Source organism: Butyricicoccus sp. AF35-5AC, assembly GCF_003477715.1.
GTDB lineage: Bacteria > Bacillota > Clostridia > Oscillospirales > Butyricicoccaceae > Agathobaculum > Agathobaculum butyriciproducens.
The window spans coordinates 44,365-68,738 of record NZ_QUDX01000007.1 but is presented as its reverse complement, the minus strand read 5'-3'; the positions used below and the strand labels follow the sequence as shown (position 1 = coordinate 68,738).

Genomic DNA, 24,374 nt, shown 5'->3' with positions numbered 1-24,374 from the left:
TATCGCGCCCAACCGCAAGCCGCTGTGCGCCGTTCTGACGCCCTTACGCCCTATCCCTCATTCGCCTGTAAAAGCGCACAAAAAAGCCGCCCGGAAAACCGGGCGGCTTGCATTTTTGAGAAATTACTTGAGCTGTACGCGCTCACGAATCGAATCGGTTACGGAAAGCTGTACGCTCTGTGCGGAGTAGCCGGTGCACGCCACCTGCGCCACATAGCTGCCGCGCTTGAGGCTGAACGACGCCGTGCCGTCCGTGCCGGTGGTGATGCTCTTGCCGCCAACCGTGACAACCGCACCGGACAGCGGCGCGCCGTACGCGTTGGTGACAACCAGCTGTACATTCTCGAGAATCTCGCCGGTCAGCTTGACCGTGCGGCCTGCAGAGATTTTGACCGTCTGCGTAACCGCCGCAGTAAAGCGCGAATGCGTTGCCGTTACAACGTACGAGCCGCGCTTGACATAAACGGTTGCCGTGCCGTCCGAGCCGGTGGTCAGCGTCTGCGCTGCCGTGCCGCTCTCCGCGTCCGAAGGCGTGAAGGTGACGGACGCACCCGAAATCGGCAGACCGAGATCATCGACCACGGAAGCCGTCAGCGCGTAAGTGGTAACGTAGTTGACACGCAGCGTCGGGCTTTGACCCTTGCTCATCACAAAAACGAAATCCGCGTAGGATGCACCGCTCTTGCCGAATTCCGCAACCGCAGACTTGTTGATCGTGACCTTGCTGCCCTCGATCTTGTACTGCCAGTTCTCCTCGAGCGTCTTGCCGTTCGAGCGGATATTCTTGAGCTTTGCACCGTCTACCATGTTAAGCGTTACCACCAGATCGGCGTAGCCGCCGGACGAGGTGTTCGCGTCAAAATCGATCGTGGACGGCTGTACTTCGTTCACCGGCGCGGTATCTACCACGCTCAGCGAGCAGGTAAAGGACGAACCCTGATTGGGTACGAATGTAACCGTATAAGTGCCCTTGCTCTTCTTGGCAAGCGTCTCCTTGAGCAGACGGATCGTGCCGCTCGCTGCATTATAGGTGTAATCCGTGCCGCGCTCGAGCACCGTACTGCCGATTTTGACGGAATCCAGACGCGTGCCCGCCGGAAGAACAACGTTTACGGTCTGATCGGCATAGTTTGCGGACTGCTCGTACTTGTCAAAGGTAATCTGGCTCGGGCTGACTGCGCTCTGCGCCGAATTGCTGACCGCCAGACCGATGGCTGCCTTGGAGCCGTCCTCAAAGGTCAGCTCTGCGGTGTAGGTGCCCGCCTTGAGCGTGGACAGATAGGTTTTGTACACACGGATGCCGTTCTTATCGCTCAGCAGGTTGTAATCCGTGCCCTGCTTGAGATTGGTGCCGTTGACCGAAACACGGGTCAGATCGTTCTTGTCCGCGTTGAAGGTGAACTCGTAGGAGAACGCGATCGCGTCCTTGTTGTTCACGTCGATAGACAGCGTGGACGGAGAAACCGAAACACTGGTGGACGCCGCAATATCCTTGCCTGCAATCTTCGCGGTAACGCCGCTCGCCAGCTCAACGCTGGTCGGCTGCATGGTCAGCTCACAGCCGTTGGCGTTGAGCACCGCCTTCTGGACCGAGCCGCCGCCGGTGACAGTGGTTCTTCCGTTCGCGGTAAGCGTGCTGATGGAGGTACTGCCGGTCGTCAGGATGGTGCCGGTCTGCTCATTGGCAACGTCCCAGACAGCTGCATCCAGCGTCAGACTGACGCTGCTGCCGTTCATTTTAAGATCGGAGAAGCCGCCTGCAGTCGCTGCCAGATTGCTCTCGGTCAGCGTTGCAGAGGTTTTTACCTCGGTGGTGCCGATGTTGGTGTTGCCGGTCGCAATGACCTGCGGGGTCAGTCCGGTCGGATTGGAGACGACCATCTCGAGTGCGGAAACACCGTCCAGCGTTACATTGCCGCCGCTGACGATGATATCGCCCGCAACGGTGACATCCTCAAGCGTTACATTGCCCGCCAGAACGCCCTCGGTGATGTACAGATTGCCCTTGATATCCGCATCGGCCAGCGTGCACGGTACGGAAATCGTAACGTTTTTGGTATCGCTCTTGAGCGTAGCCTGCGAACACACGTTGCCGTTCTTATTCAGCGAGGTGCCCATATAGCCGTACAGCATTTTGGCGATTTCACCTCGGCTGAGCGTGCCCTGCGGCTTAAAGGTACCGTTCGTGTAGCCGTTGATATAACCCTGCTTGACCGCTTCCGCAACGTAGGATTTGCTGTAATCGCTCAGCTTGGCCCGATCAGAGAACATATCCAGCGCAGACAGATCAGCCGTCGGCGTGTACTTGTGCAGTCGGCCGAGGATGGTTGCCGCCTGCTCACGGGTCAGCGTGCCCTCCGGCGCCATACGGTTGTTGCCGACACCGTTGATATAACCCTGCTTGACCGCAATCTGCACGGTTTCGTAGAAAACATCGCTCGAATTGACATCCGAGAAGCTGATATCCGCCTTTTCGGTAAAGCCGAACGCGCGGTTGATATAGCGCATGAACTCCCAGCGCGTTACCTTGTCATCCGGACCGTAGTTGCCCGTGCTGGCAGACGGATTGATAATGCCGTTTTCATGCAGCTCAGTAATGTAGGACTTTGCCCAGTGGCCATCAATATCCGAAGCCGCAAAGGCAGCCGGCACGGTACTGACCAGCAGCGCCGCTGTCAGTACGGCGGAAAGGACTTTTTTCAAAGCTATCACCTCTTATTATAATTTACCTTTATTCTACCATTCTTTTGTTTATTTGTGTACTGTTATTTTTATCTCGAGACAGGGCTTTTGACTAAATAGACGGCCTGCTGCCGGTTTTGGTTCCGCATTTTCGCAGAATTTTCCGGTATCCTCACAGAACGTACAATTTCTGCTCTGCCGTTTTGTATATCATTACTCCGCTTCATGGAATCTTTTCACAAATTCGCGCAAAACCCCTTGCATTGACAGCCGGATATTGTATAATTTAGATAGTGGCAATCCGTCGGCTGAAAGCGGCGATGCGCCAACTAACACGATGAGGTGATACCAATGGATTATATGTCGGAATACAAGCGTTGGCTGGACTGCTCTGCCCTCTCTGCGGACGAGCATGCCGAGCTGGCTGCTGTTGCAGATAATCAGGAAGAGATCGAAAGCCGTTTCTTTGCGCCGCTGTCGTTCGGCACAGCCGGTCTGCGCGGTGTACTGGGCGTCGGCCTCAACCGCATGAACCGCTTTACCGTCGGTCAGGCTGCACAGGGTCTGGCAAACCTGATCGTATCGAACGGTCAGGCCGCAATGGACCGCGGCGTTGCCATCGCATATGACTCCCGCCATTTCTCGGCCGAGTTCGCCAAGCAGTCTGCGTGCATCATGGCCGCAAACGGCATCCAGTCGCTGCTGTTCGATGAGCTGCGTCCGACCCCGGAGCTGTCCTTCGCTGTCCGTCACTACGGCTGCATCGCAGGCATCAACATCACGGCTTCCCACAACCCGAAGGAGTACAACGGCTACAAGGTTTACTGGGAGGATGGCGCACAGCTTCCTCCGGCCGAGGCAGACGTGGTTGCCAGCGAAATGGCAAAGACCGATATCTTCACCGGTGTAAAAACTGCAGACTACGATGAGTCCGTCAAAAACGGTCTGATCCGTATTCTGTCTAAGGAGACCGACGAGGCTTACCTCGGCGAAGTCATTAAGGTTGCGGTAAATCCGGACTGTGTAAAGCAGGTTGCCGATGAGTTCAAGCTGGTGTACACGCCGTTCCACGGTGCCGGCTACCGTCTGGTGCCCGAGATTCTGCGCCGTCTGGGCTACAAGCACATTATCTGTGAGCCGGAGCAGATGAAGATCGACGGCGACTTCCCGACCGTTAAGAACCCGAATCCGGAGTACAAGGAAGGCTTTACGCTCGCCATCGAGCTGGCAAAGCAGAACGATGTTGATCTGATCATCGGCACCGACCCGGACTCCGACCGTACCGGCATCGTCCTCAAGGACAAGTCCGGCGAGTATGTCACCCTGTCCGGCAATCAGGTCGGTGTGCTGCTCACCGATTATATCATCACCGCAAAGAAGCTGACGAACACTATGCCTGCCCATCCGGCGGTGCTCAAATCCATCGTTACCACCGAGATGGCACGCGCGGCGGCTGAAAAGAACGGCGTTGCGTGCTTTGATACCTTCACCGGCTTCAAGTTCCTTGCCGAGAAGATCAAGCAGTTCGAGCAGGACGGCTCGCACGAGTACATTTTCGCATTTGAGGAATCCTACGGCTACCTGTGCGGCGATTACGCCCGCGACAAGGATGCCGTTACCGCTTCCATGCTGATCGCCGAGATGGCAGCTTACTACCGCACCCAGGGCAAGACCCTGTACGACGCAATGGAAGAGATGTACGAAAAGTACGGCTACTACTGCGAACAGACCGTTTCGATCGTTATGCCGGGTGTTTCCGGCCTGCAGCGCATGAAGGAACTCATGCAGGAGCTGCGCGACAAGCCGCTGACCCAGATCGGCACCCACAAGATCGATTACACCCGCGACTATATGCCGGGCACCCGCACCTGCATGGCAGACGGCAAGTCCGAGCCGATGGAGCTTAAGGGTCAGAACGTGATGTACTACGAGCTCGAGGGCGGCACAACCTTCATCATCCGTCCGTCCGGCACCGAGCCGAAGGTCAAGGTTTACATCATGGCCAAGGGCGAGAACAAGGCCGAGGCCGCAGAAAAGGTCGAGGCTCTGACCGCTGCAGCGAAGGAAATCGTAAAGTAAGCCATCTGCAGTAAAAATCCAGCAACGCTGAATGCAGCCGAATTCCGGTTCGGCTGCATTTTTCCGGAATCACCTTGATTACCGAAATTATTATACCTTAATTATTTTAGGGGAACAAAAATATGATCAAACGCATTATTTCCTGTATTGTAAGCACGGTCATCGTGCTCGGTGCCACCATCGCGTATGACCGCACGCCTGCATGCCGCATTGCCGTGATGGAGCAGGTGCCGACACAGCTGGCTTCCGTTCTGCCGCGTGCTGCCTCCTACGAACTGGAGCTGCGCACGGAGGAAGGCAACCGCAGCTACACGGTCAACTGCCATGACAAGGACGGCAGCACCTTCCGCTCCTACACCATGCAGACCGTGGAAGGCGAGGAAGAACCGCTCAATTTCACCTATACGGACTACACCTACGACGAAAACGGCAACTGCACAGATGCCATCACCACCGACAAGACCAACAACTCTACTTCGGAATACCGCCGCAGCTATGACGACAAAAACCGCGTTCTTCGCACGGAAAACTACGAGGACGGCGAACTTTCGGTCTCCTCCGAGACGGTTTACACCGAGGTTGACAACGGTCAGTCCTCTGCCGTCAACACGGTTTACGACGCAGACGGCAACGAGCTGATGGTCGTCCGCATGGGCATGAACACCAACGGCGACGTGCTGTCCTCCCGCACCTACGAGGGCGAGGACAATATCACCTCCTCCACCGACAACCGCTACGACAGTCAGGGACGGCTCATCCAGTCGGTCACCGTAGACGAGAGCGGCATCGTGTTAGAAGTGCTCACCGTGTACTCGGTGGACGGCAAAACGCAGACCACCCGCTCGACCATCGAAGGCGGCACCCTCTCAACCGATACCCGTACCTTTGATGATAACGGCAATCTGGTCTCCATGCACCAGACCGACAGTGACGGCTACGCAAGCGATACCACTTATACACAGTTTAAGTGACCTGTCGCGGAACTTTAATCCGCAGTGAAAACCACCCGTTCGGGTGGTTTTTCCTTTTTTTCGGGCATACTATTATCAGCTATACACCGACCATTTCTCCCTATCTGTCGGTTTTCCGCTAAACTCCTGCAAAATTCCTGTCTGGATATTGCTTTTTCTCGGTCAAACAGCTATAATCGCTATATGCGTATCAAGACTGTGTCAACAGAGCACAGCTATAGAGAAATAGATCGGAGGTGCGCTATGCGCATCATTATTGTAGGCTGCGGCAAAGTCGGCTCGGAGCTGGCAGGACAGCTCAGCGCGGCCGGACACGACCTGACACTGATTGACCTGTCCGAACGCCGGCTGAACGAGCTTTCCAATATGTACGACCTTGCTACAGTAAAGGGCAGCGGCACCAGCTATCACGTTCTGCGTGAAGCCGGCGTGCAGGATACCGACCTGCTCATCGCCGTTACCACCCATGACGAAATCAACCTGCTTTCCTGCCTGATCGCTCGTAAAGCATCCGGCTGCCACGCCATTGCGCGTGTGCGCGATCCGGAATATGTATCCGACCTCGGCTTTATCCGCGATGAGCTGGGTATTTCGATGGTCATCAACCCCGAGCTGTCCACCGCGCGTGTTGTTTCGCGTCTGATCCGATTCCCGTCGGCCATCCGCGTCAGCACGTTTGCCCGCGGACGCATCGAGCTGCTCGACCTCAAAATCCCGCACGAGTCCCGCCTGGACGGTATGGCGGTCTGCGAGGTCAATCCGCTGCTCCGCACGGACGTGCTGCTGTGTATGGTCCGCCGTGACGGCCAGACCTATATTCCCAAGGGTGACTTCATCCTGCGCGAAAACGACAACATCACGGTTATCATTCCGCGCCGTGAGCAGAACGAATTTTTCGAGAAGGTCGGTCTGCCGGTCAAGCGCATTTCCTCCGCGATGCTGGTCGGCGGCGGAAAAATCTCGTACTTTCTTGCGAAAATCCTGCTGGATTCCGGCATTTCAGTCAAGATTATCGAAAACAAACTCGAGCGCTGCGAGGCACTGTCCGAAATGCTCCCGCACGCGACCATCATCTACGGCGACGGCACCGACCGCAACCTGCTCGATGAGGAGGGTCTGGCAACCTGTGAGGCCTTCGCGGCTCTCACCGGCATGGACGAGGAGAACATCCTGCTTGCGCTGCACGCCGGCCGTCATTCCCGTGCGAAGCTGTTCACCAAGGTCAACCGTGTGAACTTCGAGGAAGTCATTGCCAGCATGCCGATCGGCAAGGTGATTCGCCCCAAGCAGACCACCGCCGAGCTGATCAGCCAGTACACCCGCGCGATGCAGAACTCGATGGGCTCCAACGTGGAGACCCTGCATCAGCTGGACGGCGCAGAAGCGCTTGAGTTCCGTGTTGCGGCGCACCATCTCACCGGTGTTCCCCTGCAGTATATGCCGATTCGTCCGGATGTTCTGCTGTGCTGCATCAACCGCAGAGGCAAGCGTATCATTCCGCGCGGCCACGATGTGCTGCATGAAGGCGATACGGTTATCGTCGTTTCCACCTTCGAGGGCATGAACGACCTTCAGGATATCTTCCTGCCGACAGCCGGAGGGCGCGAAAAATGAATTTCGCAATCGTCCGCTATCTGATCGGCTGGCTGATGGGCATTGAGTCCCTGTTCCTGCTGCTGCCCGCGTTTACCGCGGTCATTTACCGTGAACCCGAGCTGCCTGCCTATATCGCCACGGCACTGATTTGTATGGTCGGCGCAGGCATTCTGTGTGAATACAAGCCGAAAAACACCAAGTTCTACGCACGCGAAGGCTTTGTGGCAGTCGCGCTGTGCTGGCTGGTGCTGGCCGTGACCGGTGCCCTGCCGTTCGTGCTCAGCCGCGAGATTCCGTTCGCAGTAGATGCGATTTTCGAGGCCGCATCCGGCTTCACCACCACCGGCGCTACCATTCTCGGCGATGTGGAGGCGCTTTCGCATGCCTCTATGCTATGGCGCTGCCTGATGCACTGGGTCGGCGGCATGGGCATTCTGGTGTTCATGCTGATCGTCCTGCCGCTGGCAGGCGGTCAGACCATTTATCTGATGCGCGCGGAAAGCCCGGGACCCTCGGTCTCCAAAATATCGCCGCACATGCGCGATACCGCGCTTATCCTGTACGCGATTTACTTTGGACTGACCGTTCTGCAGATTATTCTGCTGCTGCTCGGCGGCATGCCGATGTTCGACGCCATCTGCGTTTCGCTCGGCACGGCCGGCACCGGCGGCTTCGGCAACTGGAATAATTCCATCGCGCACTACAACAGCGCCTACCTGCAGAATGTCATCTCGGTCTTTATGATCCTTTTTGGCATCAATTTCAACGCGTATTTTCTGCTTTTGACCCGTAAATTCAAGCAATTGTTCAAAATCGAGGAGATTCGCGTGTACCTCGGCGTGATTGCCGTATTTACCACGCTGATCGCCTTCAACGTGCGCGGCTGCTTCGGTTCGCTGCGCGAGAGCTTCCACCACTCCCTGTTTCAGGTTGCGTCTATCATCACGACCACCGGTTTTTCAACCGTGGACTTTAACCAGTGGCCTGCATTCAGCAAGCTGCTGCTTGTGCTGCTGATGTTCATCGGCGCGTGTGCCGGTTCGACCGGCGGCGGCATGAAATGCTCGCGCATCCTGCTGCTGTTCAAGGGCGTAAAGAAGGAAATGATGTCGCTGATTCATCCGCGTCTGGTGCGCGTGCATAAAATGGACGGACAGCGCGTCCAGCATGAGGTCATGCGCTCGGTCAACGCCTTTCTTGTGGCATATCTGATCGTCATTGCCACTTCCGTCCTCATTGTCAGTCTGCACTGTGAGGATATGGTAACCAGCTTCACCTCGGTCGTTACCTGCATCAATAACGTCGGTCCGGGACTCAATCAGGTCGGTCCTGCAGCCAACTTCGGTGCACTGCACCCGCTGAGTAAAATCGTGCTGACTTTCGATATGCTCGCCGGTCGTCTGGAGCTGTTCCCCATGCTTCTTCTGTTTGCGCCGGAAACGTGGAGAAGAAACCGATAAAAAACTGCCGCTAAACGTATACCGTTTAGCGGCTTTTGCGTGCATATCGACCGACCACAAATCGTTCCGGTGCTCCACCGACACACCTGAATCATCGCGGCAGAATATGTCGAGATGGGGTTTTCCGGTTGCTCAGGGGTATCTATCTCTTTGGGTAACATAATGGTTTTCGGCATATCGAGCATGCTGAGCAGTTCCTCGAAAAAATAAAAGGAATTGCGGTCTCCCTGCTCAAAAATCAGATACGGATAGGGTTTCAGTTCATCGAGCGTGATGCACTTCCGGTCTGTGTTTCCCGCAGGATAAAACCGTACCGGTCTGCGTCGTACTCCTTGACAACCTCGACGAATGCGTTCACTGCGAACGAATAGTGCTGACATGACACGCAGAACTTGGGCACGCGCTTTGGGCCCACGCCGAAGTGCTCCTGCATGATATCTGCCTGCTCAAGCAGCATGCGCGCAAACGAAAGCAGTGCCGCACTCATCCGTGCTCTGCCCGCACGGTTCCGCGCACGGGCGGAAAAGTACGGCTGCGCCTTTCTCCCCGGTTTTGTCAGGTGACAAAACCGGGGTGTTTTTTGCCGCATTTTATCCACAGCCTGTTGATAACTCCTGTGGATTGTGTGTCATTTTTTGCAGAATTTACGCGTAGTTCACTCTGTTTTTCCTATCGGTGTATTTCGTGTCGAAAATCGGACATTTCGTGTGCCCGACCGCACAGCAGGCTGCAAAGCTGCTATGATAAACGCAGGCAATTTTCAGTCTCTTTTCTGCAGGCGCGGCTCGTTCCACCGCACCGCAGAATGGGAAAAGGAGGAATATACCATGAAATTCAAACGCGGCATAAGCCTTGCTCTGGCACTGGCTCTTATCGCCGGCATGGGCGGCCCGCTTGATATCCGCGCAGCGGCAGCGGATACCGGCAGCTCGGACGCGCTTGCGGCGCTCGGCATAGATTCGAGCAAAGCGCCCGATGGCTTTAATGCCAACGACCCCAGCAACCCGTATGGCCGCAATACCATCAAGGTTACACCGGTGTACGAGCTGTATACCGTTGGTCTGACGAATGATGTTCTGCCGTCAGATAAAATCGGCCTGGGCAAGTGTGAAAGCGCAGAGAAATGCAATACAAGCGTTTCCCAGTCCAACCAGAAGGACAATACCCTTCAAAGCACGCTGTACGGCAATGATGATAACACATCTACCCAGGCTCAGCAGTTTTTGAGCGCTCAGAAGCAGACCCAAACTATTTCTGAGGGTAAAACCACCTCTACCGGCACATACGCACAGTTCCCGATAGGCAGCAAGGGCACTGACGGCTATGCCACCAAGGGCTATCTGACCGGCATGACCAATGCCACTACCAAGCTGAACGACAAGACCGATTACGCCATGGCAGACGTAGCCGCAGGCCATTTCACCTCGGACAAGGACGCAAAGTCCTCGCAGACGGTCATGGTTTACGCCGGTGACCTGAGCGCGAAAGGCGGTCTGTACCTGCGGTTCGGCAATGCGACAACCGGCGAGTACGGCAAGCCGATCACACTGCTGGACACCAGCAAGGAAATCGGCAACCCGAATCTGACCGACACCAGCGACGAAGGCAGCACGACCGCCAAAAAGGTCGAAAACTTCGCAGAAAACCCGTATCAGCTGAAAAACTACCTGCAGGTAGCTACCGGCGACTGGGACAACGACGGTAAGGACGAGGTTGCGGTCTATGTGCCGGAGGTCGGCAATTCCCGCATTGAGATTTACGACCTGCAGACTGACGATTACTCCAATCCCTCTAACTGGAGACAGGCGTGGACGTACTTCTTCCGTGAGGGCAGTGTCGTTTCCAACATGATCTCTCTCGTCAGCGGTGACGTCAACCAGGACGGCGTAGACGATCTCGCCTGCACCTGGGGTTACTACTACGGTCCGCAGCAGAACGCAGGCTCGCGTGCCGTTGTAATGTTCGGTTCCACGAGCGCACACATGCTGCAGAGCTCGCAGGAATTCCCGCTGACCTACGAGGGCAGCAATCTGGTCCGCGCATCCTTCGCCTTCGGCGATATGACCGGCGGCGGCAAAACGCTGATTCTGGCGGCTCAGTCGGATGCCGACCTCAAGGCAAATAAGCAGAACACGCGCTATGTAGGCTTGTACGCATGGAACGGCGTCACCTTCAAGCCGTCTGTCTCTAAGAATTTCGATCTGTTCTCCAAGGATAAGGACGGAAACTATATTTACAGCGCAATGCAGAATCACACCGAAAACGGCACCGACGTTTTCCATTCTCTGCCGCTGTGCCCGGCCAATACGGCGATTATCTCCCGTCCGACCGCAGGCGAAACAAACGATGGCGGCAAAACCAGTGATCTGCTGTACTTTGACAGCCTTGTCATCTCCTGCGACGAGAATGGTCTGAACATCAAGCAGGCGCTCGACAACACGCCTGCTATGCCGAACGAGGACTACGTTGAGTACGATGCATCCGCAGGCTCTGTGACCACCGCGGTGGATGCAAACAACAACACCGCAGGTTCGGGTACGCTGTTCACCCTGACGCAGACTATGTCCAAGGATGAGAACAAGCAGTCTGATAAGTACACGGTAGACGGTAAGGTTCCGCATTACGAGCTCCGCTACTACTACAAAAACTGGCTGCACAAGCTGTTCAAGATTCGCTCCTCCTACTGGGCGTTCACCGGTACATACGATACTGTAAACAAGGAAACAAACTCCACATACAACAAGCGTACTCCCGGTACAACCAGACTTTCGACCGTCAACCTGTTTGACGGCTCTCAGCCGGTAAAAACCGATGTCAACAGCTCGTACACGCTCTGTCTCGCCAACACAGACGACGATACCAGCTACATGACCTACACCGGCAAGCACTATTACACCTACTCCGACCCGCAGGTTCTGGCGGTACTGGCTTCGCCTCCGTACTTCTCCGATCTGCTCGACCGCGATGACCTGTCCGGCAACTATGCTGAGTCCTCCACCACCTACTCGAGCATGAAGGGCACCGAGAACGGCACCAGCTCCTCCTCTACCATCTCGGTCGGCGCATATGTCTCCTTTGAGCAGGAATTCTCGGTATTCGGCGTTAAGATCGGCAGCGTTGAGGCGGAAGCCGCCTTTACCTCCGGTTTCACCTACGAGACCGAGCACACCTCCTCGCTCGAGCAGTCCATCACCTACGAGACAACCTCCGGCGAGGACAGAGTGGCGTTCTATTCCATCCCGATGGAGATTTACGAGTACACCTCCTACATCCCGGATGGAACAGGCAAATACACGAAGGTAACCTCCACCGTTTCCATCCCGCACGAAGCCTCGATCGGTCTGATCGACCTGTCCTACTACGAAAACATTGCCGAGGATTACAGCGTGCTGCCGTCCATTTCGGGCAGTGTGCTGACGCATACGATCGGTGATCCGTCCAGCTATCCGAGCGCACCGAGTGCAGGCTCCAAGGCTTATAACGGTGATCCGGCTAAGGTTGACTTCACCGCGGCAGGCGGCGGCTCCGGCATCACGCAGGAGATCAGCTTCTCCACCTCGGACAGCAAAAACTACACCAACACCACCTCTATCGAAACCAAAGCGGGTGCAGGTGCAGGCGGCGTAACCGCAGGCGTGGTTGCCGGTTCGGACCTCTCTGCCGGCAAGGTGTCTGTCAACACCGCAGGCGGCTCGTTCTCCGGTTCGCTGCAGAACATGCCGATTGAAGCCAAACCGTACGGCTACGGCATGAACTGGCGTATTTTCTGCTACAACTACCGCAGCGGCAATCAGGCGTTCCCGGTTGTCACCTACGCGGTAACCGAGCCGCAGGCTCCGTCTCCGCTGCCGGAGGATTTTGAGCAGGATGTTGCGAAAACCACCGATGATTCCGTTACCCTGACGTGGACCTACGACAAGATCGTTTCCGGCTTCCAGCTATACCGCTACTACAACTTCCCGGATGGCTCCGGCCGCAAGGAACTCGCATTTGTGCCGTTCACCGATGGTGAGCGTCACGATAACGGCACCTACACCTTCAGCTACACGGATAAGAACCTGTCTCCCTATACCAAGTATGAATATCAGATTCAGACCTGCAACGAAAACAAGGAGCAGGCGCAGCGCAAGAGCATTTACAGCGAACCGCTGACCTGCCGCACCAAGACCACAGCAGGCTATCCCGATATTTCGGTAAACATTGGTGGCAGGGAAAATCAAACGGAGCTGCCGATCTATCCGGATTCTCTGGCAACCGCAACGGTTAAGTATAACGGAGACAATAAAAATCCGGACGGCGGCAAGTACAACAGCGTAAGCTATCAGTGGCAGAAGCTGAACAATGGTTCCTGGACCGAGATTGCCGGCAGCGTTTCCGATACGCTGAGCATCGAAAACGCCGGTTCTGCCGACAAGGGCACTTACCGCTGCCGATTGAATGTGCTCTACTTCGACAACACCTCCAAGACCGAGTACAGTATTTCCGCTTACTCGCCGGAGATTACCACGACTTACAGCAAGCGCACACCAAAGTGTGAGCTGACGGTTACGGCGAAGAATGTACAAAAAGGCGACACTGCTCAGTTTGACCGCACGCTGCACATCAGCGCTAAAATGAGTTCCACGTCTGCTACCTCCACCATCCCGACCGGCACGCTCAGCTTCCTGATTCGCGGCACGGACTTCTCTACCACGGTTGCGGCTAAGATTGACAATACCGGCAACGTTACAAAGGATGTTATCGTGCCCGCAGACGGCGCTTACACGGTTACCCCGTATTATCCGGGCAGCTATGTGTTCAAGGATATGAGCAACGCGGAAGGCAAGATGGTTCTCGTTGGCGAGAACGCGACCGGCTATCAGCTGACGCTCACCAACGGCAATAATAACAACAGCGTCACCCGCTTCACCTACGGCGATACGGTAACGCCGTCGCTCTCCCGCATGAGCAACGATACGAAGGGTCTGCAGAAGGTCACTAACGCAACCTTCAAGTACGCGGTTTCCGGTTCCAAGGATTCGCAGCCGCTGACAGAGAACAATAAGCTGAATGTCGGCACTTACACGCTGTATGCTTATGCAAGCGGCGAATCCAAGCCGGTTGCGGAAACCGAGTTTACCGTTGTTCAGCGTGCCGTTACGCTGCGCGTTGTCACCCCGAAGGACGGCGTTGCACAGGATAAGGTCAACCCGAAAGACAAGAATCAGCTTTCTCTCACGGCAGACACGAAAAACATGACTGCTGAAGAGATTACCGCTCTGCACCTTGACTATACCACAGTCAACACCGCAGGCAACGAGGTAACGCTCGCGCCGAACATTGCACCCAGCAACTACACGGTTTCTCCGTGCAAGACTACCGCTACCAACGAAACGCTGTACAACAACTATGAATTTACCTTTATCCCCGGTGTTTACACGGTAAACGGCCTGACTTACATCCTGACCCTCAAGGCTGAGGACTTCGGTGAAGGCACAAACAAGCACTCTGTCGGTTCTGCGTCGATCATTACCGCAGGTCTGAATGCCGGCAAGGCGGATGACGGCAGTACAATCTCCAGCTTTACTGCAAACACCGATGTTACCTTGACGGCTGTGCCGGATGCAGGTTATGCAGTCGATTACTGGACCTATGACGGCAAGGAAATCGAGAACAGCAAGGAGAAGAACTCGGTTACTATCAAGACCCTTGCAAAACCGGCATCTGTTTTGGTTTACTTCAAGACCACCAATACCAAGCTGAATGCTTCCGTTCAGAATAAGCAGGGCGGTACACTCAAATGCACGGATGAAAATGGCTCCGAAAGCCTCAAGAACTTCCCGGCTTACATTTCCAGCGGTGCAAAGTTCAACTTCACCGCAACGCCGGATACCGGCTGGCACTTCAAGCAGTGGATTCTCTCGAAACGCGGTGCAAACAGCTATCCGTCCGGCGAATCGAACCCGACGAACGGCTCCAACACGCTCTCTGTTGAGGTTGGCGTGCAGGATATTGATCTGGCTGCCGTATTCGAGCGCGACAGCTACACGCTGACGCTGGAAGGTGAGCTGACCGCAAGCTATCAGACGGTTGATCCGGACGATACCTCCAAAACGCTTACCAAGTCTCTCAAGAGCGGCGAAAGCGTCACCGGTGATACGAAGATTACGGTAGCGCCCAAGGCAGGCTATGCTGCCGCCACGGGCGAGACCTATCAGGTGAACGGCAAGGCTGTTGAAGCAGGAAAACTCAACGCTGACGGCAGCTATACCTTCCCCATCACTGAGAATACCAAGGTTTCGCTCAAGACCGACCGTGCCGCATTTGCGATTACCACACCGGAAATGGAGCATGGCACGATCATTGCAACCGTAGACGGCGAAGCTGTGGACGATCTGTCCAAGATTCCCGGCGGCAGCAAGGTTGAGCTGCAGGCACGCGCAGACCGCGGCTGGCATTTCAAGAACTGGGTTGTAAACGGTACTGCTCAGGATGAGGCTGCGGCAAAGACCAACGGCACTTACACCATCAGCGAACTGGCTGGCAATCTGTCCATCAGCGCTGAATTTGCCCAGAGCGCTTCCTACACCGCCAAGGCCACCGCTGCAGCCGGCAACGGCACCGTAAAATACACGCTGTATGATATCTACGGTGAGGAAGTTGAGACCAAGGCTATGCCGACTGATGGCGTAACCATTTATAAGGATGAGGAAATCATCTTCCATGCAGCGCCGAAGACTGGCTATCAGGTTGAACAGTGGGAAGTAAACGGCAAAAAGACTGCCGGAAACTCCAAAACCAATCCGGAAGGCAAAATCCGTGCGGACAAGAATATTACCGCAACCGTATACTTTAAGGTTACGGCAAGCTATCAGCTTACTTTCGGCACCGTTGATGCGAACGGCCATCTGACCGCCAAGATTGACGACACCGCGATTAACTCTCAGACCAAGCAGCCGAACAGCAGTGAAATCACCTTCACTGCAGCACCAAACACCCAAAAGATGGTCGAAAAGTGGACGGTTACCCAGGGTGACATTACCGCAGCAGAAAACGATGCTGCTGTACAGGTTGATGGTGTAAATCTTGTCGATCCAATTTATATTCACACACTCGATGCCAACCAGACCATCCGCGTTCACTTCACCGACCTTGAGCAGTACAACGCAGCAATCACCGGCACGAACGGCACCGGCAACTTCACCTACACCACACCGATTCAGCCAACCGACACCGGTGCAGTCAACAGCACATCCGCTCAGGTTCGCAAGAACGGCACGGTCAAGCTGACGCTCACGCCGAGCACAAACTGTGTCGGCACCGCTGAGGAGATCAAGTCCGAACTCCAGAAGGCGGCTCCGAATGCCGTTGTTTCCGTAACCGAGAAGGACGGCAGCTTTGAAGCGGTTATCCGCAACGTAACAGACGCTCTGGCGGTCAACACCGACAATCTGTTCCACAAAACTTACGCAATTACGGCCGGCAAGGCCGAAAACGGCAGCGTTTCCGCTTCTGCGGCACGCGCCAAGGCCGGCGACACGGTAACGCTCACCGCTGCACCCGCAAGCGGCTATCAGCTGAAAACCCTGACGCTGACACCGGAGACCGCGCTCGACAAGACGGTTTCCGCGTCCACCCTGACCTACACCTTCACCATGCCGGCGAATGACGTTACTGTCACCGCAGCCTTTGCCGTCAAGCCGAGTAGCGGCGGCGGCGCAGGCGGCGGCGGTGGAGCAGGCGGCGGTGCTGTTGCACCGGCTCCGACCGACAGCGGCTCGTCCTCCATTACCGCGCCGGACGGCACCAAGGTTCCTGCAACGGTTGAGGTAAAGAACGGCACCGCAGCGGTTTCCGCCGACAGCTCCAAGCTGACTGCGGTTTCCGGCAAGGATTCGCTGACGCTTGACCTGTCCGCAGATTCCACCGTACGCACGGTATCGCTCACCGGCGATCTGGTAGCTGCTCTCGCCGGTGCAAAGAACGGCGCAGCGCTTATCCTGCCGAACGGCACGGTTGCACTCGACCGTGAGACGCTGACCGCACTCGGCAGCGCCGCACAGGCTGACGGTATGGCAAGTATTTCGCTCGCTTCCGCTGACAAGTCCTCCCTGACTGACGCACAGCGCAAATACCTGCCGAAGAACAGCACCATCCTGAACATTTCTGCGCAGGTACAGCCGAAAAACGGCACTGCAACCCGCGTTCACGCGCTGAACGGCACGGCTGCGATTTCTGTGGCATACACCCTCAAGAGCGGCGAGAACGCCGATCATCTGGTTGCATACTATCTTGCTGAGGACGGCTCGTTTGAAAAGCTGCCTGTCATTTATGATGCAGCGACCGGAAAGGCTACCTTTAAGACCACCCACTTCTCCACCTTCGTTATCACCCACGAGTACAGCAGCGACTTCTCCGATGTCAACCTGCGCAAGTGGTTCTACAACGAGGTCAACACTGCACTCGAGAACGGCTGGTTCAAGGGCCTGACTGCAACCAAGTTCGGTCCGGATGACGGCATGACCCGCGCAATGCTGGTTCAGGTGCTCTACCGCATGAGCGGCAGCAAGGCCGCTTCCACCGCACAGTTCACCGATGTGGCGGACGGCAAGTGGTACGCAGAAGCCATCGCATGGGCCTCCGAAAACGGCATTGTCAACGGCTTCACCGACGGCAGATTCCAGCCGGATACGCTGATCACCCGTCAGCAGCTGGCGGCCATCCTGTACCGCTACGATACCTATCGCGGTCATACGCCGCAGGGCAGCGCAGCACTCGATGGCTACGCAGACGCGGCTTCTGTCGAGTCGTGGGCTGCTGAAGCAATGAGCTGGGCGAACGGCAACGGTCTGGTAACCGGCGTTACCCCGACTACGCTCGTGCCGAACGGCACCGCAACCCGTGCTCAGGTAGCGGTTATCCTCAGCCGCTACACCGACCAGTAATCCCATCTGATCCATACCGCACAACGGGTGTGGTATGAACAACCGCCCTGCAAGGGCAGACAATACCGACAGCGCCTGAAAACGCACACAAGCGACACCAATCGAAATATGGTGTCGCTTGTTTTTTTGCTTCTCACACGGAATACGCTCACGCGAGAACGAATCGAACAGCCGCGGCAGAAATTCCATGCTCATATGTCAGCTTCTCCGGCGTGATATACTCTGCCAACCGAATCGCAAGTATTTTCAGGCGCGCGGGTCATTATATCGTACATCATGTTCTATATTTGCATAATACTGTGCAAATTCGACTCATTTTGATTTACAACGTCCTTGCAGGGTGATATACTGAAATTACCATATAAGATGCGCCGGATTATGCTTTGAGGAGATGCTATAATGACCATGAATGACCCGCTGCTCCGCACGGACAGCTATGCAAAAATCTTCCTGTACAACACCCATGAAACCGTCGCCTGTGTGCCGCGCCACACCATCCGCATGCGCGATAAAGTGCGCCCGGATAAGCTGCGCGAAGCCGTCGAGCAGGCACTGCTGCGCTTTCCGCACATGATGCTGACCGCCGAGCCGACCGAGACCGCGTTCCGCTACCGCCGCAACGTGCAGCCCGCCGTGGTGCTGCCGTTCGACGGTGTATCCACCCGCTACACCATCGGCTCCAAGGATACGAACGGATACTTATTTCTCGTCGGCTACCACGACAAGACCATCTATATGGAGTATCAGCACTCTATCTCGGATGGACGCGGATTCGAGGAGTTTATCCGCTGTGTACTGTTCCAGTACCTGAAAAACTGCGGTTTCCCGGTTGAGAATGACGGCTCTGTGCGCGGCATGGATACCCGCTGGTCTCCTGAGGAGAGCGCAAACGGCTACGAGCAGCTGGCAGACCGTGAATTTTCGCCGGATGGCATCTGGAAAAAGCCGGAGGCTGTTCATGCCCCCGAGGTACAGTGGGGCGCTGACGGCTCCGAGGTCGTCACCGAGGTGACGTTCCCATTTTCGCAGCTGCACGATTACGCAAAGTCCATCGGCGTCAGTCCGCTGTCTGTACTGGCTCCGCTGATGATGAAAGCGTTTGATGATAAGTTCGGCGGAACGGACAAGCCGGTTATCGCGGAGATTCCGGTCGATCTGCGTCCGCTGCTGCCGACGCTTACCACGCGGTATTTTATTTGTTTTATCGATCTGCCGTATTTTCCGGAATACCGCGATCTGCCGAATGACGAGGTGTTCCGGCGCACGAAGGCATTTTTGAAGGATCAGATGCAGCGCGAACAGCTGCTCTATCGTGCAAAAGCCGCCGCAGACCGCTGTGAATCGCTGCATGAGGCAGATATGCCGCTCGCGGAGAAAATGCAGGCGGCACAGAAGGTCACGACTGATTTTGTGCTCGAGGACAGCTTTCTCATTACCAATGTCGGCCGGTTCGCCCTGCCGGAAAGCTGCCGTCCGTATGTACTCGATTACGGCGCAATCCTGCCGTGTGCTGTGCAGCCGTTTGCGCTGCTGATCTCGTCGTATGGAGATAAAATGAAACTGTCCGTCGCGCAGCGCGACCACGATATGCAGGTTGTCGAGGATTTGTGTGCCGGTCTGCGGCAGCTTGGCATCCAGCCGGAGACACTCAGCTATCCGTTTGTGGTGACACGGTATAACGGACTTGAGTGCGGGATGTAAGTTCAAAACTGTAATTTCAAAAGCAAAACGCTCAGCTACCAAACGATAGCTGAGCGTTTCGCTTTATCCAAGCCGCGCGACTGTGTAGCCGACATACAGACCGGCACCGGTCACAAGTGCATTCTCGTCCACATCGAAGCCGCCGTTATGGTTGGTGATCATCGTGTGCGGCAAATCCGGATTGCCGGTGCCGAGATACGCATACGCGCCCGGCTTATACCGCTCAAACTCGGCAAAATTGTCGCCGCTGAGCGACAGCTCACGGTCAGTGACAACGTGTCCTTCTCCGAGCAGCTCGTCCACGACCTGAGCAGCTTCCTCGCACACCTGCGGGTCATTGACGAGCGCAGCGGCAAAGTCCGTCCACTCGATTTCCGCCGTGCCGCCGTACAGCGCAGCGATGCTCTGCGCTGTCTCACTGACCTGTGCACGGACGCGGTCGCGGCTCTCCTGCGAAATGGTGCGCGTTGTGCCCTCCATTTCAGCAAATGCTGCCACGGCGTTGTAGGTCGTGCCCGCGTTCAGCTTGCCGATACCGATGATGACCGGCTCGGTCGGTGAAGTGCGGCGCGTAACCAGTCCCTGCACTGCCACAACAATCTGGCTGGCGATATACAGCGCATCCACGCCCAGATGCGGCGTGGAAACGTGCGTGGACCTGCCGTGCACGCGAATGCGGAAATGATCGACTGCGGCGTTGTTGATGCCCGGTTTAAGTCCTACCGTGCCTGCCTCCAAATCATACGCAGTGTGCAGACCGAACACGCGCTCGGCACCATCCAGCACACCGGCTGCGACAAATGGCTTTGCACCTTTTCCGATTTCCTCTCCCGGCTGAAACACAAGACGGACCTTTCCGCTGAACGCATCTCTGTTCTCCGACAGGATTTTCGCGGCACCCAGAAGGCAGGCCGCGTGCGCGTCATGGCCGCAGGCGTGCATGACGCCTGCATTCTCCGAGCGATAGACGCACTCGTGCGTCTCCTCAATCGGCAGCGCATCGATATCCGCACGCAGAACCAGCACTTTTCCGTTGTCCTTTGCGCCCTTCAGCGTGCCGAGCACGCCGGTCTCGCCCACGCGCGTGTGCGGAATGCCGAACTTGTCCAGTTCCTCCTCAATGCGCTGTGCCGTGCGGAATTCCTGCAGGCTCAGCTCCGGGTGCCGGTGAAATTCCCGACGGATGGATACGATGTAGTCCTTCGTTTCCGCTGCGGCTTTCTTTACGTCCATGACAGCTTTTCCTCCTAATTTATCGGTGTTTCGGCTTAATTTTGTCCCTAAGCGATTCCAGACGGTTGAGTGCATCGAGCAGCGTCTCGTCCTTCTTGGCAAAATGCAGGCGAATCAGGTTGTTGACCGGCTCACGGAAGAAGCTCGAGCCGGGAACCGCGCCTACGCCGACATAATGCGCCAGATCCTCGCAGAACGCAAGATCGCTCTCGTAGCCGAACTCGGCAATGTCAAGCAGAACATAGTACGCGCCCTGCGGGTCGGTATGGGCAATCTGCAGATCGTCCAGACCCTTGAGGAACAGCTCCTTTTTTTGTGTGTACTTGGCCTGCAAGTCGTCGTAGTAGTCCTGGCCCATCTTGAGACCGGTAACAACAGCCTCCTGCAGCGGTGCTGCTGCGCCGACGGTCAGGAAATCATGCACCTTTTTCGCGCGGTCAATAATCTCCGGTGGAGCGATGATATAGCCCAGTCTCCAGCCGGTGACGGAATACGTCTTGGAAAGCGACGAGCACGACAGCGTGCGCTCCCACATACCCGGCAGCGTGGCAAAATAAGTGTGCTTGTTCGGTGCGAATACGATATGCTCATACACCTCGTCGGTGATAACATAGGTGTCGTATTTCTCTGCGAGAGACGCGATAATCTCCAGTTCGGCACGGGTGAACACCTTGCCGCACGGATTGGACGGGTTGCACAGGATGATGGCCTTCGGGTGCTGACGGAACGCGTCCTCAAGCACATTTGCGTCAAAGTGGAAATCCGGCGGCACGAGCGGCACATAGATAGGCTCTGCGCCGGACAGGATGGTATCCGCACCGTAGTTCTCGTAAAACGGGGAGAAAATGATAACCTTATCGCCCGGATTGGTGACTGTCATCATCGCAGCCATCATCGCCTCGGTGCTGCCGCAGGTCGTGACGATTTCGGTGTTCGGGTCGATCCTGCGGCCCATGAAATAGGTCTGCTTGGCGGCCAGCGCCTCGCGGAAGTTCTGCGAACCCCATGTGATCGAATACTGGTGATAGTCTTCGTAGGCCACCTGCGCCAGACGGTCGAGCAGCTTCTTCGGCGGCTCAAAATCCGGGAAGCCCTGCGACAGATTTACCGCATCATACTGCATGGAAACGCGCGTCATACGGCGGATGACCGAATCGGTAAAGCCGGCGGTGCGCTCAGATAAGCTCTGCATGGTTATTTTCCTCCCACAATGTAAGATTTCTGGTCGTTCAGTGTATGTTTCGGGTCGAGGGCGGTCTTGATGGTGTTCATCACGGCAAGATTCTCCTGCGCGGTCTCCCGCAGGAAGTACGACCGCTTGGAAATGCCGATGCCGTGCTCTCCCGAGGCTACGCCGCCGTAAAAATACGCCTTAGCGTAAGCCTGCTCCATGTTTTCGTGCAGCTCGCGCTCCCATGTCTGCTGGTCGCGGCCGTCACGCACTACGCACAGATGCACGTTGCCGTCACCCGCATGGCCGAACGCGATCATACGCATACCCGAGGATGCTTCCAGCTCGTTGATATAGCGAACGAAATCCGCCGTGTGGCTGATGGGCACAACGATGTCCACCGGCTCCTGCTCGGACACAGCCTCGACCGCCATAACGAGCGCACCGCGCACCTTCCAAATGTCGGCGGCCTGCTCCGCACTGCGCAGCACGATGCAGTCGATTGCACCGTTGTCGAGCGCAAGACGGCGCACACGCTCGATATTCGCGTTGACCTCGCTCTCGTGGCCGTCAAATGTCAGCAGAATGTACGAACCCGCATCCGGGCGCGGATACTGCACCTTGCAGAACTCCTCGCCGAGCGCAACCACCTTGCGTTCCATGAACTCGACTGCGGTCGGGTTGGCGTTCGCCTGCAGGATGGTCAGCACGCTGCGGATACCCGTGCCGAGATCGGCAAACGGCACGAGCACGCTCACCGTGGTCTCCGGCTTGGGAAGAAGGCGCAGCAGGCACTTGGTGATGACCGCCAGCGTGCCCTCTGAACCGATGAGCAGGTGCTTGAGCGACAGACCGCTCGCGTCCTTCACCTGCTTGCCGCCGACATGCAGCACCGTGCCGTCCGCAAGGACGACCTCCAGCCCGCGCACATAGTCGCGTGTTACGCCGTACTTGACTGCGCGCATACCGCCCGCATTGGTGCTGATGTTGCCGCCGATGCTCGACGCCTTTTCACCCGGGTCCGGCGGATAAAACAGGCCGCGTTCCTCGACGTAAGCCTGCAGATCCTTGAGCAGCATACCCGGCTCGACGGTGATGGTCATGGTGTCGCGGTCAAGCTCGAGCACGCGGTTCATGTGGGACACATCCAAAATGATACCACCGAACAGCGGAATTGTCGAGCCTACCAGATTGGTGCCCGCGCCGCGCGGCGTGACCAGGATGCCGTTTTCGTTGGCGTACCGGAGCACGCCGCTGACCTCCTCGGTCGAAAGCGCGAACACGAGTGCATCCGCTGTGCCGGTGCGGCGGCCGAGCGCGTCGCTCAGGTACTCCGCCGGAATATTTTCCTCGAAAAGCAGGCGTTCGCTGTCCGGAATGATCTCCCGCAGCGCCTGTTTGTTGATCTGCATTACTGTTTCCTCCCTGCCGAAAATGCCGTCGGTTGTTTCCGGCGGCATTAGGAATAATTATGAATTACTTGTCTGCCAGCAGATCCTGATCCCAGCCTGCCTTGATGAAGTAGCCGCCGAACTGGTCATTGAATACTGCCTCTGTCTCATCGGACTGGAACGCTGCAACAACCTTCTTATAGGTCTCCAGCTTGTCCGCATCCTCGAGGTCAGCGGAACGTGCTGCGATCAGGTTCCAGTACTCCTCGATGTCCAGCTGATCATCCTTGTAGATGGCGTCCTCGGTCTTAAGGCCGAAATCCAGTGCGTAGTTGCCGTTTACAACAGCTGCGGTAACGTCAGCCAGCGTGGACGGGATAACGTTTGCCTTCAGCTCCTCGATGGTGATCTTGGTGTTGTAGGTCTCGATGTCGTCGATGGTCGGGTTGAACTCGGCGCTGTCCTTCAGCTTGATCAGACCGGCAGCCTCCAGCACCTTGAGCGCGCGGCCGCCGTTGGTTACATCGTCCGGAATGGCTACGGTGTCGCCGTCCTTGAGCTCATCAACCGACTTAACCTTGTCCGAGTACAGGTTCAGCGGAATGATAAAGGTGTTGCCGATGTTCTCGATCTCATAGCCGTAGTTGTCGATCTCGCTCTGCAGGTAAATGCGGTGCTGGAATGCGTTCAGGTCGATCTCTCCGTTCGCAAGTGCGTTGTTCGGGGTAACGTAGTCCGAGAACTGTACGAACTCGAGGTCGATGCCCTCGTCAGCCAGCTTTTCCTTGGCCGGGGTCCACAGATCCTCGTAGATGCTGCCTACTACGCCGAGCTTTACGGTTACGGCATCGCCGGAATTGCTGTCGGATGCCTGTGCGTCATCGGAAGCTGCGCTGCTCGAGCCGCCGCAGGCGGTCAGGGACAGGGCGAGGGTTGCTGCGGACAGGGACAGTGCGATGATTCTTTTGAGCTTCATTGGGATTACCTCCGTTTTTGGGGAGGCAATACCCCACAATTAAACTGCGGTGCTTTGCGGAAATTTTGTGCGCTGATTTTGTTGTGATTTTTTGCAATACACAAAGTATTGCTGCAAAAACACGCCGCATCAGCACGCAAAATTTACTCGCAAATCACTCTTGTTCAATTGTGCGGTATTGCCTCTATGT

General features: G+C 56.3%; 12 protein-coding genes. 6 read left to right on the top strand and 6 right to left on the bottom strand.

The window, feature by feature from the left end:
• Positions 1 to 123: 123 nt before the first annotated feature.
• Positions 124 to 2,703, bottom strand: coding sequence for a X2-like carbohydrate binding domain-containing protein (locus DWZ82_RS10135; protein WP_158575181.1), 2,580 nt, complete (start codon positions 2,701 to 2,703; stop codon positions 124 to 126).
• 330 nt (positions 2,704 to 3,033) lie between these two features.
• On the opposite strand from DWZ82_RS10135, the gene DWZ82_RS10130 reads away from it, so the two are divergent.
• The 4 genes from DWZ82_RS10130 (at position 3,034) to DWZ82_RS10115 (ending at position 8,788) form a co-directional block, all read left to right on the top strand.
• Positions 3,034 to 4,761: a phospho-sugar mutase gene (locus tag DWZ82_RS10130; RefSeq protein ID WP_118480601.1), complete on the top strand. Its 1,728-nt coding sequence runs from the start codon at positions 3,034 to 3,036 to the stop codon at positions 4,759 to 4,761.
• A gap of 122 nt (positions 4,762 to 4,883) precedes the next feature.
• On the top strand, positions 4,884 to 5,732 hold the full coding sequence (locus DWZ82_RS10125; protein ID WP_118480599.1) for a hypothetical protein: 849 nt from the start codon (positions 4,884 to 4,886) through the stop codon (positions 5,730 to 5,732).
• A gap of 243 nt (positions 5,733 to 5,975) precedes the next feature.
• Positions 5,976 to 7,346, top strand: a complete 1,371-nt coding sequence (gene trkA, locus DWZ82_RS10120; RefSeq protein ID WP_118480597.1) for a Trk system potassium transporter TrkA — start codon at positions 5,976 to 5,978, stop codon at positions 7,344 to 7,346.
• Positions 7,343 to 8,788, top strand: coding sequence for a TrkH family potassium uptake protein (locus DWZ82_RS10115; RefSeq protein ID WP_118480595.1), 1,446 nt, complete (start codon positions 7,343 to 7,345; stop codon positions 8,786 to 8,788). Before trkA ends, DWZ82_RS10115 begins: the two co-directional genes overlap by 4 nt.
• A gap of 256 nt (positions 8,789 to 9,044) precedes the next feature.
• On the opposite strand, the gene DWZ82_RS10110 is transcribed toward DWZ82_RS10115, so the two are convergent.
• Entirely contained in the window at positions 9,045 to 9,275 is a 231-nt protein-coding gene (locus tag DWZ82_RS10110) for a hypothetical protein (RefSeq protein ID WP_243022929.1), read from the bottom strand.
• 340 nt (positions 9,276 to 9,615) lie between these two features.
• Between DWZ82_RS10110 and DWZ82_RS10105 the strand changes: the two genes are divergently transcribed.
• Together DWZ82_RS10105 and DWZ82_RS10100 are read left to right on the top strand one after the other, a co-directional pair.
• On the top strand, positions 9,616 to 17,712 hold the full coding sequence (locus DWZ82_RS10105; RefSeq protein WP_118480593.1) for an InlB B-repeat-containing protein: 8,097 nt from the start codon (positions 9,616 to 9,618) through the stop codon (positions 17,710 to 17,712).
• A 399-nt stretch (positions 17,713 to 18,111) separates the two neighbouring features.
• The gene (locus DWZ82_RS10100) at positions 18,112 to 19,413 is read left to right on the top strand and encodes a hypothetical protein (RefSeq protein ID WP_110435567.1); all 1,302 of its coding nucleotides are present in this window, start codon (positions 18,112 to 18,114) and stop codon (positions 19,411 to 19,413) included.
• A 63-nt stretch (positions 19,414 to 19,476) separates the two neighbouring features.
• On the opposite strand, the gene DWZ82_RS10095 is transcribed toward DWZ82_RS10100, so the two are convergent.
• From DWZ82_RS10095 to DWZ82_RS10080, 4 genes are all read right to left on the bottom strand, one after another.
• The gene (locus tag DWZ82_RS10095; RefSeq protein ID WP_118480591.1) at positions 19,477 to 20,646 is read right to left on the bottom strand and encodes a M20 metallopeptidase family protein; all 1,170 of its coding nucleotides are present in this window, start codon (positions 20,644 to 20,646) and stop codon (positions 19,477 to 19,479) included.
• Positions 20,647 to 20,665: 19 nt separating this feature from the next.
• Positions 20,666 to 21,838: a pyridoxal phosphate-dependent aminotransferase gene (locus tag DWZ82_RS10090; RefSeq protein WP_118480589.1), complete on the bottom strand. Its 1,173-nt coding sequence runs from the start codon at positions 21,836 to 21,838 to the stop codon at positions 20,666 to 20,668.
• A 2-nt stretch (positions 21,839 to 21,840) separates the two neighbouring features.
• Complete coding sequence (locus tag DWZ82_RS10085; protein ID WP_243022928.1) at positions 21,841 to 23,229, bottom strand: FAD-binding oxidoreductase; 1,389 nt, start codon at positions 23,227 to 23,229, stop codon at positions 21,841 to 21,843.
• 64 nt (positions 23,230 to 23,293) lie between these two features.
• On the bottom strand, positions 23,294 to 24,184 hold the full coding sequence (locus tag DWZ82_RS10080) for a MetQ/NlpA family ABC transporter substrate-binding protein (protein WP_118480585.1): 891 nt from the start codon (positions 24,182 to 24,184) through the stop codon (positions 23,294 to 23,296).
• Between the last annotated feature and the right edge of the window lie 190 nt (positions 24,185 to 24,374).

Coding starts and splice junctions, on each gene's coding strand:
- DWZ82_RS10090 (WP_118480589.1), bottom strand. CDS start 21,838: ATGCAGAGCTTATCTGAGCGCACCGCCGGCTTTACCGATTCGGTCATC.
- DWZ82_RS10105 (WP_118480593.1), top strand. CDS start 9,616: ATGAAATTCAAACGCGGCATAAGCCTTGCTCTGGCACTGGCTCTTATC.
- DWZ82_RS10100 (WP_110435567.1), top strand. CDS start 18,112: ATGACCATGAATGACCCGCTGCTCCGCACGGACAGCTATGCAAAAATC.
- DWZ82_RS10115 (WP_118480595.1), top strand. CDS start 7,343: ATGAATTTCGCAATCGTCCGCTATCTGATCGGCTGGCTGATGGGCATT.
- DWZ82_RS10125 (WP_118480599.1), top strand. CDS start 4,884: ATGATCAAACGCATTATTTCCTGTATTGTAAGCACGGTCATCGTGCTC.
- trkA (WP_118480597.1), top strand. CDS start 5,976: ATGCGCATCATTATTGTAGGCTGCGGCAAAGTCGGCTCGGAGCTGGCA.
- DWZ82_RS10095 (WP_118480591.1), bottom strand. CDS start 20,646: ATGGACGTAAAGAAAGCCGCAGCGGAAACGAAGGACTACATCGTATCC.
- DWZ82_RS10085 (WP_243022928.1), bottom strand. CDS start 23,229: ATGCAGATCAACAAACAGGCGCTGCGGGAGATCATTCCGGACAGCGAA.
- DWZ82_RS10130 (WP_118480601.1), top strand. CDS start 3,034: ATGGATTATATGTCGGAATACAAGCGTTGGCTGGACTGCTCTGCCCTC.
- DWZ82_RS10080 (WP_118480585.1), bottom strand. CDS start 24,184: ATGAAGCTCAAAAGAATCATCGCACTGTCCCTGTCCGCAGCAACCCTC.
- DWZ82_RS10110 (WP_243022929.1), bottom strand. CDS start 9,275: ATGAGTGCGGCACTGCTTTCGTTTGCGCGCATGCTGCTTGAGCAGGCA.